This is a genomic window from Streptomyces sp. NRRL F-5755, assembly GCF_001279365.1.
GTDB classification, from domain to species: Bacteria; Actinomycetota; Actinomycetes; order Streptomycetales; family Streptomycetaceae; genus Streptomyces; species Streptomyces rimosus.
Genome location: NZ_LGCW01000115.1, coordinates 1 through 13938 on the forward strand (window position 1 = coordinate 1; position 13938 = coordinate 13938).

The 13938-nt window shown below is 73.3% G+C and carries 11 protein-coding genes; 7 read left to right on the top strand and 4 right to left on the bottom strand.

Annotation, left to right across the window (positions count from 1 at the left end; genetic code table 11):
- Positions 1 to 112: 112 nt before the first annotated feature.
- Positions 113 to 2323 (top strand): MMPL family transporter, encoded by a 2211-nt coding sequence (locus ADK86_RS13875; RefSeq protein WP_053696879.1) that lies wholly within the window; start codon positions 113 to 115, stop codon positions 2321 to 2323.
- Between the two features lie 145 nt (positions 2324 to 2468).
- On the opposite strand, the gene ADK86_RS13880 is transcribed toward ADK86_RS13875, so the two are convergent.
- Together ADK86_RS13880 and ADK86_RS13885 are read right to left on the bottom strand one after the other, a co-directional pair.
- Positions 2469 to 3674, bottom strand: coding sequence for a serine hydrolase domain-containing protein (locus ADK86_RS13880; RefSeq protein ID WP_053696880.1), 1206 nt, complete (start codon positions 3672 to 3674; stop codon positions 2469 to 2471).
- A gap of 105 nt (positions 3675 to 3779) precedes the next feature.
- A complete protein-coding gene (locus tag ADK86_RS13885; RefSeq protein ID WP_053696881.1) occupies positions 3780 to 5822 on the bottom strand; it encodes an MDR family MFS transporter in 2043 nt (680 codons plus the stop codon).
- A gap of 150 nt (positions 5823 to 5972) precedes the next feature.
- On the opposite strand from ADK86_RS13885, the gene ADK86_RS13890 reads away from it, so the two are divergent.
- From ADK86_RS13890 to ADK86_RS13910, 6 genes are all read left to right on the top strand, one after another.
- Positions 5973 to 7118, top strand: coding sequence for an energy-coupling factor ABC transporter permease (locus tag ADK86_RS13890; protein WP_053696882.1), 1146 nt, complete (start codon positions 5973 to 5975; stop codon positions 7116 to 7118).
- 1 nt (position 7119) lies between these two features.
- Entirely contained in the window at positions 7120 to 7881 is a 762-nt protein-coding gene (gene cbiQ, locus ADK86_RS13895; RefSeq protein WP_030644470.1) for a cobalt ECF transporter T component CbiQ, read from the top strand.
- The gene (locus ADK86_RS13900) at positions 7869 to 8717 is read left to right on the top strand and encodes an energy-coupling factor ABC transporter ATP-binding protein (protein WP_234345846.1); all 849 of its coding nucleotides are present in this window, start codon (positions 7869 to 7871) and stop codon (positions 8715 to 8717) included. The genes cbiQ and ADK86_RS13900 overlap by 13 nt, the downstream gene beginning before the upstream one ends.
- Before the next feature lie 89 nt (positions 8718 to 8806).
- Positions 8807 to 10012, top strand: coding sequence for a serine hydrolase domain-containing protein (locus tag ADK86_RS13905; RefSeq protein ID WP_053696883.1), 1206 nt, complete (start codon positions 8807 to 8809; stop codon positions 10010 to 10012).
- 72 nt (positions 10013 to 10084) lie between these two features.
- A complete protein-coding gene (locus ADK86_RS43135; protein ID WP_156100299.1) occupies positions 10085 to 10246 on the top strand; it encodes a hypothetical protein in 162 nt (53 codons plus the stop codon).
- 60 nt (positions 10247 to 10306) lie between these two features.
- Positions 10307 to 11122: an SDR family NAD(P)-dependent oxidoreductase gene (locus tag ADK86_RS13910; RefSeq protein WP_053696884.1), complete on the top strand. Its 816-nt coding sequence runs from the start codon at positions 10307 to 10309 to the stop codon at positions 11120 to 11122.
- Here ADK86_RS13910 and ADK86_RS13915 read toward each other — a convergent pair.
- Complete coding sequence (locus tag ADK86_RS13915; protein WP_053696885.1) at positions 11119 to 11967, bottom strand: EamA family transporter; 849 nt, start codon at positions 11965 to 11967, stop codon at positions 11119 to 11121. The two genes, ADK86_RS13910 and ADK86_RS13915, sit on opposite strands and share 4 nt — an antisense overlap.
- A 186-nt stretch (positions 11968 to 12153) precedes the next feature.
- Positions 12154 to 13806 (bottom strand): penicillin-binding transpeptidase domain-containing protein, encoded by a 1653-nt coding sequence (locus ADK86_RS13920; RefSeq protein ID WP_053696886.1) that lies wholly within the window; start codon positions 13804 to 13806, stop codon positions 12154 to 12156.
- Positions 13807 to 13938: the final 132 nt, after the last annotated feature.

The following is a 13938-nucleotide window of genomic DNA, read 5'->3' on the forward strand; positions in this document are numbered from 1 at the left end:
CCCCCCACCCCCCCCCCACACACAACGGCAGCACTCGACGCGCCGCTCTCGTCGTCGGGCCGGCTCCACACGCCCTTGTACGTCCTTCATCCCGACGGGAGCGCCCCTTCTCGTGGCTACATTCCTCTACAAACTCGGACGGTTCGCCTTCCGGCGACGCCGCTTCGTCGCCCTGATATGGGTGGCGCTGCTGGCGGTCGCCGGTGTCGGCGCCGCCACCGCCTCCTCGCCCGCGGCCGACTCCTTCTCCGTACCGGGTACGGAGTCCCAGAAGACCTTCGACCTGCTGGGCGAGCGCTTCCCCGGCACCAAGGCGGACGGCGCCACCGCGCGCGTGGTCTTCAAGGCGCCGGACGGGCAGCGGGTGACCGCGCCCGAGCAGAAGCAGGCCGTCGAGAAGGTCGTCGGCGAGCTGAAGTCGTCTTCGCCGCAGGTCGCCTCGGTCTCCGACCCGTACCTGGCCAAGGGCGTGGCCAAGGACGGCACCGTCGCCTACGCGCAGGTCACATACAAGGTCTCCGGCTTCGAGCTGAAGGACGACGCGCGCGACGCGCTCAAGGACGCGGCCCAGCACGGCCGGGACGCCGGACTGACCGTCGAGATCGGCGGCAACGCGCTCCAGGCCATGCCGGAGACCGGCGCCACCGAGGTCATCGGCATCGTCATCTCCGCCGTCGTCCTCGTCATCACCTTCGGCGCGCTGATAGCCGTCGGCCTGCCGCTGCTGACGGCGCTGATCGGGGTGGGCATCGGCGTCTCGTCGATCACCGCGCTCGGCAGCGTCCTGGACCTGTCCAGTACGACGTCCACGCTCGCCATGATGATCGGCCTCGCCGTCGGCATCGACTATGCGCTGTTCATCGTCTCCCGCTACCGCTCCGAACTGGCCGAGGGCCGCGAGCGCGAGGAGGCGGCCGGGCGCGCGGTGGGCACCGCGGGGTCCGCGGTGGTCTTCGCCGGACTGACCGTCGTCATCGCCCTGGTGGGCCTGTCGGTGGTCAACATCCCGATGCTCACGAAGATGGGCATCGCGGCGGCCGGCACGGTCGTCATCGCCGTCCTGGTCGCACTCACCCTCATCCCCGCGCTGCTGGGCTTCGCGGGCAAGCGGGTGCTGAGCCGCAAGGCCCGTAAGGGCGCCGCTGCCCCGAGTGAAGCCGACGGCGGCAAGCCCAACATGGGCACCCGCTGGGCGCGCTTCGTGCTGCGGCGGCCGGTCGCCGTGCTGCTGGCCGGGGTCGTCGGCCTGGGCGTGATCGCCGTACCCGCGAGCTCGCTGGAGATGGGCCTGCCGGACGACGGCGCGCAGCCCACCAGCACCACCCAGCGCAAGGCGTACGACCTGCTTTCCGACGGCTTCGGGCCGGGCTTCAACGGGCCGCTGATGCTGGTCGTGGACGGGCAGGGCAGCAAGGACCCGAAGGCCGCGGCCGCGAAGGTGGCCGGTACGGTCGCCAAGCTGGACGGTGTCGCGGCCGTCACCCCGCCGACGTTCAACCCGGCCGGCGACACCGCGATGCTCAGCGTCGTGCCGAAGTCCAAGCCGAGCAGCACCGAGACCGAGGACCTGGTCCACGAGATCCGCGGCAAGGCGGGCGACGCGGCACGGGACGCGGACGCGCGGGCGCTGGTCACCGGCACCACCGCGATGAACATCGACGTGTCCGAGAAGCTCGACGACGCGCTGCTGCCCTACCTGGCGCTGGTGGTCGGCCTGGCCTTCCTGCTGCTGATGGTGGTCTTCCGGTCCGTCCTGGTGCCGCTGAAGGCCGCGCTCGGCTTCCTGCTCTCGGTCGTCGCGGCGCTCGGCGCGGTGGTCGCGGTCTTCCAGTGGGGCTGGCTGGCGGACCTGTTCGGCGTCGAGCAGACCGGCCCGGTCATGAGCATGATGCCGATCTTCATGGTGGGCGTGGTCTTCGGACTCGCCATGGACTACGAGGTCTTCCTCGTGACCCGGATGCGCGAGGCGTTCGTCCACGGGGAGCGGCCGGGCCAGGCGGTCGTCACCGGCTTCCGGCACGGCGCGCGGGTGGTCACCGCCGCCGCGGTCATCATGATCTCGGTCTTCGCGGGCTTCATCGGCTCCTCCGAGTCCATGATCAAGATGATTGGCTTCGGGCTCGCCGTCGCGGTCTTCTTCGACGCGTTCGTGGTCCGGATGGCCATCGTCCCCGCCGTCCTCGCGCTCCTCGGCCGCGCCGCGTGGTGGCTGCCCACGTGGCTCCAGCGGGCGCTGCCCAACGTGGACGTGGAAGGCGAACAGCTGCAGAAGCACCTGGCCCCCGAGCCGGCCGAGGAGCGGCCGGAGCTCGCCAAGGTGTGATCAGCTCCGGGGCAGCCGTGTGAGCGGCGCGGCCGTCCCGGCCCGCGCCGCCCCGTGGGGACGGGGAGCGGCGCGCGACGCACGGCCCGGCGACGGGTCCCGTACGGTACGGGGCCGGCCGCCGGGCCGTGCCGCGTTCCCGGGGTCAGGCGGCGCGTCCGGCCAGGCCCGGTGCCGCGTACACCGCGTTGACCAGCGCGAGGTTACGGGTGTCGTCGCCCGTCGTGCCGCCCTCGAACTTGTTCATCACATACGCGTACGCCAGCCGGTTCTCCAGGTCGGCGAAGGCGAGCGAGCCGCCCGCGCCGCCATGGCCGAAGGCCGCCTGGTTCGGGCCGAAGAAGCCGGCTGTGTTGAGCATGTAGCCGCAGGCCCAGGCGAACGGCAAGGAGGCATCCGGCGCGAACGCGCCGAGGACCAGGTCGGTTTCGCCGGGGCGGCTCTGCCGCTCCCGCAGGGATGCGAGGGTGCCGGGGCCGACCAGCTCGCCCTCGACCAGCGCGCGGTAGACCGCCGCCAGACCGCGTGCGGTCGCGTTCCCGTTGGCGGCGGGGATCTCGGCCGAGCGGCACGCGGCGCTGTTCACGTCGCCCGTGGGCAGGTGGCGCATGGCGAGCGCCAGCGGGGCGAACGGGTGGGCGTCCAGGGACCGGATGGTCCCGTCCGGCACCCCGGGGAACGCGCTGCTGAGGGTGCCGTCGCCGTCCGGGCCGATCAGCTGGGCGCAGCGGTGGTGCTCGGAGGCCGGGGTGCCGATGTAGAGGTCCGCGCCGAGCGGTTCGGTGATCTCCGTACGCAGGAACGTGCCGAGCGAGACGCCGGTGATCCGGCGCACCACCTCGCCGACCAGGAACCCGAAACTGACGGCGTGGTAGCCCTGGGCCGTGCCCGGCTCCCACCACGGCTCGGTGGCGGCCAGCACCGCGCAGGTCTTCTCCCAGTCGTGGACGTCTTCCGGTGTCAGGCGCTCCCGCGGCCCGATGAGGCCCGCGCGGTGCGAGAGCAGCCAGCGCACCGGTACGTCCCCCTTGCCGGCCTGCGCGAACTCCGGCCAGTAGCGGGAGACCGGCGCGTCCAGATCCAGTTCGCCGCGGTCGGCGAGCAGATGGGCGCACAAGGAGGTCATGCCCTTGCTCGTCGAATACACATTGACCAGCGTGTCGCGCTCCCACGGCCGGGTGCCGCCCGCGTCCGCGTACCCGCCCCACAGGTCGACGACCGTCTCCCCGCCCAGGGTCACCGCGAGCGCCGCTCCCACCTCGCCGCGTTCGGCGAAGTTGCGCGCGAACTCGGCCCGTACATTCTCGAACCCGGGGGCGCAGGTGCCTTGAACGGTGGGTGTCACGGTCACCGACTCCTCACACGGGCGGGATGGATGCCCTGGCAACCTAACTCCGGGCGGTGGCCCCGTCCAGGCCGTTACCGAGCGGTTGGACGGCCCGGGAGCGCTCCGGATTCAGACCGCCGTCCGCTCCCGGTGCGAGGAGTCCTCGTCCAGCAGCCGGGCCGCCATGTTGTCCAGCGCGCGGGCCAGCCGGGCGCGGTCCTCGGGGTCCTCGGCGGTCCAGCCCTCCAGGCGGTCGTCCAGCCAGCCGCGCCAGGCGACGATCAGCCGGTCGATCTCGGTGCGGCCCGCCTCGGTCGGCACCAGCCGGCCGCCGTCGTGGCGCGCGTACCCGGCCGAGACGACGCGGGTGAAGATGGGCTCCAGGACCTCCTCCGGCATGCGGTGGGCCCGGGCGATGGCCGCGAGCGAGGTCTCGCCGTGGATGCGCGTACGCCAGTGGATCTGGCCCAGCGCCCACGCCTGGCCGGGTGTGATCGGGCTGCCGGACGCGGCCAGCACCTCCAGGCTCACCGGCCCCTCCGCCTTGCGCATCACCCGGGCCACCGCGCGCTCCAACTGCTGGTCGGAGTCGGTGGAGTCGGGCGCGGCGAAGCCCTCGCCGAGGTCGCCGGCGGCGGCCCGCGCGCTGTCCCGCAGCGGCACCTCCTTGAGGAACCACGCCACCAGGAACCCGGCCAGCGCGACCGGCACCACCCACTGGAAGACATGGTTGACGGTGTCCGCGTACGCGTCGATCACCGGCCTGGCCTGCGCGTCGGGCAGGCGGTGCAGTGCCTGCGGGCTCGCCGCGGCCTCCGGCGGCACGCCCGGGGACTTCGCCAGGGCCGCCTTCAGATTGGGGTCGAGGCGGTTGCTGTAGAGCGTGCCGAAGACGGCGGTGCCGAACGACGAGCCGAGCGTACGGAAGAAGGTCACGCCGGAGGTCGCCGAGCCCAGCTCGTGGTAGTTGACCGTGTTCTGCACGGCGATGGTCAGCACCTGCATGGCCAGCCCGATGCCGAGGCCGAGCACGAACATGTACAGCGACTCCAGCCATACGCCGGTGTCCGCGCCCATGGTGGACATCAGATACAGGCCGAGGGCCATCACCCCCGTACCGATGATGGGGAAGACGCGGTAGCGGCCGGTGCGGCTGACGACGACGCCGGAGAGCATCGAGGTGCCCAGCAGCCCGGCGACCATCGGCAGCGTCCGCACGCCCGACATGGTCGCCGAGACGCCGTCCACGAACTGGAGGTACGTCGGCAGGTACGTCATCGCGCCGAGCATCGCGAAGCCGACGATGAAGCTGAGCACCGAGCAGATGGTGAAGACCGGGTTGCGGAACAGGTGCATGGGGAGCATCGGCTCCTTCGCCCGCAGCTCCACCACGACGAAGGCGGCCAGCAGCACCACCGAGCCCGCGAACAGGCCGATGATCACCGCCGAGCCCCAGGCGTACTCGTTGCCGCCCCACTCCAGGCCGAGGACCAGCCCGGAGGCGCCCAGCGCGACCAGCACGATGCCGAGGTAGTCGATCAGCGGGCGCACCGCGGCCCGCACCACCGGAATCGTCCGGGCCGCCATCGCGACCATCACGACGGCGATCGGGATGTTGACGTAGAAGCACCAGCGCCAGGACGCGTGGTCGGTGAACAGGCCGCCCAAGGTGGGGCCCACGACCGTGGTCACGCCGAAGACGGCGCCCAGCGCGCCCTGGTACTTGCCGCGCTCGCGCAGCGGGATGACGTCCGCGATCAGCGCCATCGCGGTGACCATCAGGCCACCGCCGCCGACGCCCTGCACGGCGCGGGCGACGACCAGCATCAGCATCGAGGTGGAGGCGCCGGCCAGGACGGAGCCGCCGACGAAGACCACCGCGCTCACCTGGAAGATGATCTTCCGGCCGAAGAGGTCGCCGAACTTGCCGACCAGCACCGTTGAGACGGTCTCCGCCAGCAGATAGGCCGTGACCACCCACGCCATGTGCCCGCCGCCGCCCAGGTCGGCCACGATCGTGGGCAGCGCGGTGGACACGATGGTCTGGTCCAGCGCGGCCAGCAGCATGCCGAGCACGATCGTGGTGAAGACGAGGTTGGTACGGCGGCGGCCGAGCGCGGGCGGAGCGTTGCGCGCTTCGGGGGCGGGGGCGTGCGCGGCGGCCGTGGTCATGCGTCCCAGCCTTTGCGCCAATGGCCCGCTTCGCCACCTTTTGCTGCCGCGGGGGTGACGTACCGGCGCCCTTTCGCGGCCCGTGGGCTCTTGCGACACGTTTGCAGTACGGCCACGATGAGAGGACTGCGCGGCTGAGCGGAGACCCTGATGCACGTACCCGACGGATTCATCGACGCCCCCGTTTCGGCCGCCGCCGGTGTCCTCGCCGCTGCCGCCGTCGCGGTCGGCCTGCGCGGCGCCCGCCGCGAACTGGGCGGCACCGGCCCGCACACCGGACTCGGCGCCGAGCGCACCGCGCCGCTCGCCGGGCTGGTCGCCGCCTTCATCTTCGCCGTGCAGATGCTCAACTTCCCCGTCGCCGCCGGGACCAGCGGACACCTGCTCGGCGGCGCGCTGGCCGCGATCCTCGTCGGCCCGTACACCGGCGTGCTCTGCGTCTCCGTCGTCCTGCTCATGCAGAGCGTGCTCTTCGCGGACGGCGGGCTGACCGCGCTCGGCGTGAACATCACCGATATGGCGGTGGTGACCGTCCTCGTCGCGTACGGGATCTTCCGCGGGCTGGTCAAGGTGCTGCCGCGCGGGCGCCGCGCGGTCACGGCCGCGGCCTTCGTGGCCGCGGCCGTCTCCGTACCGGCCGCCGCCGTCGCCTTCACCGGCCTGTACGCACTGGGCGGCACCACCGACGTACCGATCGCCACCGTCTTCACGGCCATGACCGGCGTGCATGTCCTCATCGGCCTCGGCGAGGCCGCCATCACCGCACTCACCGTCGGTGCGGTCCTCGCCGTGCGCCCCGACCTCGTGTACGGGGCGCGCGGGCTGGCCAAGCCGCTCGAACTGCGGACTTCCCCCTTGGCCGGGCCCGCGGCGGCAGCGGGGGAGCGGGAGCCGGAACCGGTGGAGCCGGCGCGGCCCGTCGCCGCCCGGCGCTCCACCCGCCGTGTCTGGCTGGCCGGCGTCGCCGCCGCGCTCGTCTGCGCGGGCGGCCTCAGCTACTACGCCTCGACCAGTCCGGACGGCCTGGAGAAGGTGGCCCGGGACCAGGGCATCGACGCCAAGGCCGAGGAGCACGCCGCGAAGGACTCGCCGCTGGCCGACTACAGCGTCAAGGACATCGCGAACCCGCGGATCTCGGGCGGGCTCGCCGGGGTGATCGGGGTGGGCGCGACGCTCGCCGTCGGCACCGGGGTCTTCGTCGTCGTACGGAGGCGGCGGACCTCCGCGCGGGACACCGCCGTCCCGGAAGCCGCCGGGGACGCCGCGCCCCCGCGCCACTCCCCGGAATCGGCCTGACATGGGCGCCGGGCACGCCCACAAGCTCTACCGGCCCGCGCGCTCGCCGGTGCACGCGCTGCCGCCGCACTGCAAGATCGCGGCGGTGCTGTGCTTCGTCCTGGCCGTCGTCGCCACCCCGCGCACCGCCCTGTGGGCCTTCGCCCTGTACGCGCTGCTGCTCGCCGCGGTCGCCGCGGCGGCCCGGGTGCCCGCCGGATTCCTGCTCAAGCGGCTGCTCATCGAGGTGCCGTTCGTGGCGTTCGCCGTCCTGATGCCGTTCGTCGCCACCGGACCGCGGGTGCACGTCCTCGGGCTGTCGCTGAGCGAGTCCGGGCTCTGGGGCGCCTGGAACATCCTCGCCAAGGGCACGCTCGGCGTCGCCGCCTCCGTCCTGCTCGCCGCCACCACCGAACTGCGCGGCCTGCTGCTCGGCCTGCAACGCCTGCGGATGCCGCCGCTGCTCGTCCAGATCGCCTCCTTCATGATCCGGTACGGCGACGTCATCGCCGACGAGCTGCGGCGGATGCGCATCGCCCGCCTCTCCCGCGGCTTCGAGGCGCGCGGCGTACGCCACTGGGGCGTCCTCGCGAAGTCCGCCGGCGCCCTGTTCATCCGCTCCTACGAGCGCGGCGAACGCGTCCACCTCGCCATGGTCAGCCGCGGCTACACGGGCACCCTGCCCGCACCGGACGCCGCCGCAGCGACCGCGGCCGAGTGGACGCGCGCCGCCGCCCTGCCCGCCGCCGCCCTCGCCGTATGCCTGCTGGGATGGACCCTCTGACCGGGATGGAACCTTTGAACAGCCCCGCGACCGCCCGCACCACCGCACCCGTACCGGCCTCTCCCGCGGCGGACCCGGCGGCCTCCACGCTCTCCCTGGAGGTCGCCGGGCTCGCCTACGCCTACCCCGACGGCCACCAGGCCCTCTTCGGCGTCGACCTGACCGTGGCCCGCGGCGAGCGGGTCGCACTGCTCGGCCCGAACGGCGCCGGGAAGACCACGCTCGTCCTGCATCTGAACGGCATCCTCGCGCCCGGCGCCGGCACGGTCACGGTCGCCGGGCTGCCCGTCGTACGGCGGCACCTCGCCGAGATCCGCCGCCGCGTCGGCATCGTCTTCCAGGACCCCGACGACCAGCTGTTCATGCCCACCGTCCGCGAGGACGTGGCCTTCGGGCCCGCCGCGGCCGGGCTGCGCGGCGCCGAACTCGACGCGCGGGTGGCGGAGGCGCTGGGCCGGGTCGGCATGGCGGACTTCGCCGACCGCCCGCCGCACCACCTCTCCTTCGGGCAGCGCCGCCGGGTCGCGGTCGCGACCGTGCTCGCGATGCGCCCGGAGATCCTGGTCCTGGACGAGCCGTCGTCCAACCTCGACCCCGCCTCGCGCCGCGAACTGGCCGGCATCCTGCGGGCGTTGGACGTGACGGTGCTGATGGTCACGCACGACCTGCCGTACGCGCTCGAACTGTGCCCGCGCGCCGTCGTCCTGTCCGGGGGCGTGATCGCCGCGGACGGGCCGACGCAGGAACTGCTGAGCGACGCGGACCTGATGGCCGCGCACCGACTCGAACTCCCCTTCGGATTCGACCCGCGCTCTGTGACGATCCCCACGTCCTGAGCGCACCCCTGGACACCGCGTTCGCCGACGCCCCTGGTCACCAGCACTGATCCGCGCGTTGCACCATTGATAGGTCACAAACGCGACGGATGAGTGGGAAGCGGGAAACAGTGGTGGACGTCCAGGGCACGGTCGAGGACGGCTTCGAGCCGGTCCGCGACGCCTTCGCGGCCAACTTCGCGCGGCGCGGGGAGCGCGGCGCGGCTGTCGCCGTCTACCGGCACGGGCGCAAGATCGTCGACCTGTGGGGCGGGAGCCGGGACGCGGACGGCCCCGAGGACGGCGGAACCCCCTGGGAGGCGGACACCGCCCAGGTCATCCGCTCCGCCACCAAGGGCGTCGCGGCCATCGTGCCGCTCCTGCTGCACCAGCGCGGCCTGCTCGACCTGGACGCGCCCGTCGGCACGTACTGGCCCGAGTTCAAGGCCGCCGGCAAGGACCGCGTCCTGGTCCGCCATCTCCTCTCGCACCGCGCGGGCCTGCCTGTCCTGGACACCCCGCTCACCCCCGAGCAGGCCCTCGACGGCGTCAGCGGACCCGCCGCCCTCGCCGCCCAGGCCCCCGCCTGGACGCCCGGCGCCGAGCACGGCTACCACGCCCAGACCTACAGCTGGCTGCTGGCCGAGCTGGTCCTGCGGGTCACCGGCCGCACCATCGGCACCTGGACAGCCGACGAGATATCCGGGCCGCTCGGCCTGGAACTGTGGGTCGGCGCCCCTGCCGACGCCCTCGCCCGCACCGGCCGCCTGGCCGACGTCGAAGCACCGGCTCCGCCCGCCTCGGCCGGGCTGCGCGTCCGCCCCAAGCGGGATGTGGCCGACGCCTACCGCGACCCCGCCTCCCTCACCCGGCGCGCCTTCGGCGCCATCACCCCGGCCCCCGACGAGAACGCCGACGCCTACCGCGCCGCCGAACTCCCCGCCTCCAACGGCATCGCCACCGCTCGCGCCCTGGCCCGCTGCTACGCGGCGCTCATCGGCCCCGTCGACGGCCATCCCCGCCTCTTCGCGCCCGCCACGCTCACCCTGGCCCGTACGGAGGAGTCGGCGGGCCCGGACCGCACCCTCGTCGTCAACACCCGCTTCGGCCTCGGCTACATGCTGCACGGCCCCGCCTCGCCGCTGCTGGCCCCCGGCTCCTTCGGCCACCCCGGCCGCGGCGGCTGCCTGGCCTTCGCGGACCCTGAGTCCGGTACGGCCTTCGGCTACGTCACCAACGGCATGCAGCAGAACGTGACGGCGGACCCGCGCGCGCAGGCGCTGGTGCGGGCGGTGCGGGCGGCGCTCGACGCCTGAGCCCGGGGCGGACGTGTCGTAGGTGACGGGTGGGGCACCCGTACGCCTGACACCCCACCTGAAGGAGCCGACATGGCCGACGAGCGGAAGATGAAGGACCCCCGGGAAGCCGGGCCCGCCCAGGACAAGCCGCAGCCGCACCGGAGCGAGCGGGACCGCAGCGCCGAGGAGGTCAACGCGGACCAGCCGTCCGTACGGGGCGAGAAGCCGAAGCCCGCGCCGAAGCGGTACTGACCGGGCGGACGAGGGCTCCACGGTCTGTTGCCCGTGAGGCCCATGCGCCAAGGTGTGCGCATGAGGCGATTCGACGGCTACAGCGTACTGATCACCGGCGCCGGCCGGGGCATCGGCGAGGCCACCGCACGGCGGCTCGCCACCGAGGGCGCGCGGGTCCTGGTCACCGACCTGGACGGGGACCGCGCCGAGCAGGCCGCCGTCCGTATCCGCGAGAGCGCTCCCGTACGGGACGGCGGCGGCACCGCCGAGGCGCTCGCCTGCGACGTGGCGGACCGCGACGCCGTCGAGGCGGCCGTCGCGCACGCCGTGCACCGCTTCGGCGGGCTCGACGTGCTGGTCAACAACGCCTACCGGTGCCTGCCCGACCCGCCGCGCTTCGAGGACCACCGGGACGACAACTGGGCCGGTGACCTGGACATCACCCTCGGCGGCGCCTTCCGCTGCGCCCGCGCCGCGCTGCCGCACCTGGCCGCGGCCGGCGGCCGCGGCGCGATCGTCAGCGTCGGCTCGGTCAACGGCGAGCAGGACTTCGGCAACCACGCCTACAGCGCCGCCAAGGCGGGCCTGGCCTCCCTCACCCGTACCCTCGCGGGCGAGGCGGCGGCCCGGGGCGTACGGGTCAACCTGGTCGCCCCGGGCACCGTCGACACCCCGATCTGGGCCGACCGCCCCGACGCCCTGAAGCGCGCCGCGTCCGCCTACCCCCTGGGCCGCGTCGGCCGCCCCGACGACATCGCCGCGGCCGTCGCCTTCCTGGCCTCCACCGACGCCGCCTGGATCACCGGCATCACACTCCCCGTGGACGGCGGCATCCTGACCGGCAACGCGCCGCTGCGCGAAGCGCTGCACGGCGGGCCCGCACCGACGCCCTAGGCGTGCATCATCAACGCGATCCCCGCCACCATCAGCCCCGCCGCCACCAGGCGCGGGGCCCCGAAGCGCTCCTTGAAGAACAGGGTGCCGATGGCGGCGCCGACGATGATCGAGGATTCGCGGAGGGCGGCAATCGGCGCCAGGTGGGCCTGGGTCTGGGCCCACAGGACCAGACCATAGGCGAAGACGGACAGGACACCGCCGGCCGCGCCGCGCAGCGCCACCGGGCGCAGCTGGGTGAGCAGGGCGCGGCGGCGGGTGGCCAGGGCGTAGACGGGGATGGCCAGGCCCTCCAGGATCATCAGCCAGGCGATGTAGCCGGGCGCGGTGCCGGAGGCGCGGACGCCTACGCCGTCGACGGTGGTGTACGACGCTATGGCCAGACCGGTGGCGAGCGCGGCGACCAGGGCAGGCCAATGCGGCTTCGTCCCCGAGCCGCGGATGCCCCAGAGCGCGACGCCGACCAGGCCAGCCGAGGCGAGCGCCACCCCGGCCACGCCCCACGCGTCCGGCACCTCGCCGACGAAGACGGCGGCCAGGACCGTGACCACGAGCGGCGCGGTGCCGCGTGCGATGGGGTACATCTGCCCGAACTCGCCCAGCCGGAACGACTGCATCAGCAGCACCTGGTAGACGATGTGCAGGACGACGGAGGCGAGGAGCGGCGGCCAGGCGCCGGCCGCGGGCAGCGGCGCGAAGCAGGCCAGTACGGCCCCGCAGAGCGCGCCGCCGCCACCGACCAGGGTGAAGGCGAGCAGCTGGTCCTTGATGTGGTGGGCGATCGCGTTCCAGCCGGCGTGTGTGACGGCGGCGGTCAGCACCGCCGCGACGACCAGGGGGCTCATGCGGGCGTCCGCCCACGTATGCCGGCCGTCCGGCTGCGGGCGTGCGGGCGGGGAGCCGGGGGAGCGTACGGGAAATGGCGCATGGCCCGCACGCTAGCTCTAGGTGTACGGGCCACGCGATGGTCGGCGGGCGGGGTGTGACAGATCACCCCGGGGCCGGGACCGCGGCCCCGGCCCGGAAGTGCCTCAGCCCGCCGACAGGATCGAGCGGACGACCGGCCCGGCGTTCGAGCCGCCGTGGCCGCTGGCCGGGACGACGGCCGCCGCGGCCAAGTCCCCGCGGTAGGCGGTGAACCAGGCGTTCGGCTTCTCCTGGCCGTCCACCTCGGCCGATCCGGTCTTCGCGCCGATGTCGCCGCTGAGCCCGGACATCGCCTCCGCCGCCGTACCGGACGTGGCGGTCAGCTTCATCAGGGACTTCAGGGCCGACGCGGTGTCCGGCTTCATCGAGCGCGGGGCCTTGGCCAGTGACCGGCCGTCGACCGAGGGCGCGACGATGTACGGCTGGTGGAAGCCGCCGCTTTGGACGGTCGCCGCGACCGAGGCGACGGTCAGCGGGTTCATCCGCACCCCGCCCTGCCCGATCAGCGAGGCGGCCATCTGCGCGTCGCTCTGCACCGGCACCGCGCCGTCGAAGGTGGGGATGCCGGTCTGCCAGTTCAGACCGATGCCGAAGACGTCGCGCGCCTGCTTCGTCAGATCGTCGTCCTTGAGCTTGGGCGCCATCGAAATGAACGCGTTGTTGCAGGACGCGGCGAAGCTCTGCGCGAAGGTGCCGTTCTTGATCTCGGTCTTGTTCAGGTTCTGGAACTTCCAGCCGCCGACCGTCACGAACTTCTCGCACGGGTGCGGCTTGTCCGGCGCCGTCAGCCCCTTGTCGATCAGCATCGAGGCCGTCACGATCTTCATCGTGGAGCCGGGCGCCAGCGAGCCCTGGGCCGCGGTGTTGAAGCCCTTCTCCGGGGAGTTGGCGAGGGCGAGGATCTCGCCGGTGCTCGGCTTGAGGGCGACAGCGGACGCCTTCGGCTTGCCCTTGACCGCCTTCTCGGCCGCCGCCTGCAGCTTGGCGTCCAGGGTGGTCTTGAGCGTGCCGGGCTTGCCCTTGGAGAGCACCTTCAGCGTCTCGTCGGGCCGCTGGGCCTTGTCGCCGCCGGGCCGGTCGACGAACACCTCGACGCCCGGCTTGCCGTCCGTCTTCTTGCCGAACTTGTCGCGCAGGCTGTCCAGCACCCCGGCCAGCGCCGGGTGCGCCTCCTTGGTCAGCTCGGCGCCGTTGCGGTCCACCGCCTTGATGGGCGGCGCCTCGGACTCGCCGGTGCGCAGCACGTCGCCCTTGCCCAGCTTGGGGTGCAGCACGCTGGGCGCCCAGGCGACGCGCGGCTCGCCGGTCTCCGCGTCCCGCTTGACGGTCAGTGAAGTGCCGTAGGAGAACGGCACCTTCATGTCCTTGTACGAGACCTGCGCGCTGACCGTGTAGGCGACCTTGTCGCCGGTGGCCTTGCCGGGCGTGACCTTCAGGTCCGTGAAATGGGCCTGCTTGGGGTACGCGGTCAGGGCGGCGGCGGCCGTCTTCGCGTCGTCCGTGAGCGCGGCGGCCTTGTCGGCGGACCCCGCCTTCCAGGCGTCCAGGAACTTCCCGGCGGTGCCGGTCACTTCGGCGGCGGACAGCGGGCCGGACTTCACCGCGGGCGCGCCGGCGGGCTTGCCGTCCTGGGCGGCGCGGACCTGCTGGGGCCGCTCGTCGTCACCGGAGCCGCCCAGCAGCGTGTAGCCGCCGACGCCGCCCGCGATCAGGGCCACCGCCCCGCCGATCAGCCCGTACCTCACCTCACGGCGCATGTCGCCGATCCCCTCCCGAATCCTCGTTCTTCCGCACGCACACAAGAACGTGCAGCGCACTCTATGGGACACGGGGTACGGGGGTGAGTCTCGACCCTGTGATACGGGCGACGCCGTGCCGCCCCGGCCGGT

What these genes read in the sequence shown, in the direction of transcription:
- ADK86_RS13885 (WP_053696881.1), bottom strand. Translation starts at nt 5,822, where the DNA reads ATGACCACGGCCGCCGCGCACGCCCCCGCCCCCGAAGCGCGCAACGCT.
- ADK86_RS13890 (WP_053696882.1), top strand. Translation starts at nt 5,973, where the DNA reads ATGCACGTACCCGACGGATTCATCGACGCCCCCGTTTCGGCCGCCGCC.
- cbiQ (WP_030644470.1), top strand. Translation starts at nt 7,120, where the DNA reads ATGGGCGCCGGGCACGCCCACAAGCTCTACCGGCCCGCGCGCTCGCCG.
- ADK86_RS13900 (WP_234345846.1), top strand. Translation starts at nt 7,869, where the DNA reads ATGGACCCTCTGACCGGGATGGAACCTTTGAACAGCCCCGCGACCGCC.
- ADK86_RS13905 (WP_053696883.1), top strand. Translation starts at nt 8,807, where the DNA reads ATGAGTGGGAAGCGGGAAACAGTGGTGGACGTCCAGGGCACGGTCGAG.
- ADK86_RS43135 (WP_156100299.1), top strand. Translation starts at nt 10,085, where the DNA reads ATGGCCGACGAGCGGAAGATGAAGGACCCCCGGGAAGCCGGGCCCGCC.
- ADK86_RS13910 (WP_053696884.1), top strand. Translation starts at nt 10,307, where the DNA reads ATGAGGCGATTCGACGGCTACAGCGTACTGATCACCGGCGCCGGCCGG.
- ADK86_RS13915 (WP_053696885.1), bottom strand. Translation starts at nt 11,967, where the DNA reads ATGAGCCCCCTGGTCGTCGCGGCGGTGCTGACCGCCGCCGTCACACAC.
- ADK86_RS13920 (WP_053696886.1), bottom strand. Translation starts at nt 13,806, where the DNA reads ATGCGCCGTGAGGTGAGGTACGGGCTGATCGGCGGGGCGGTGGCCCTG.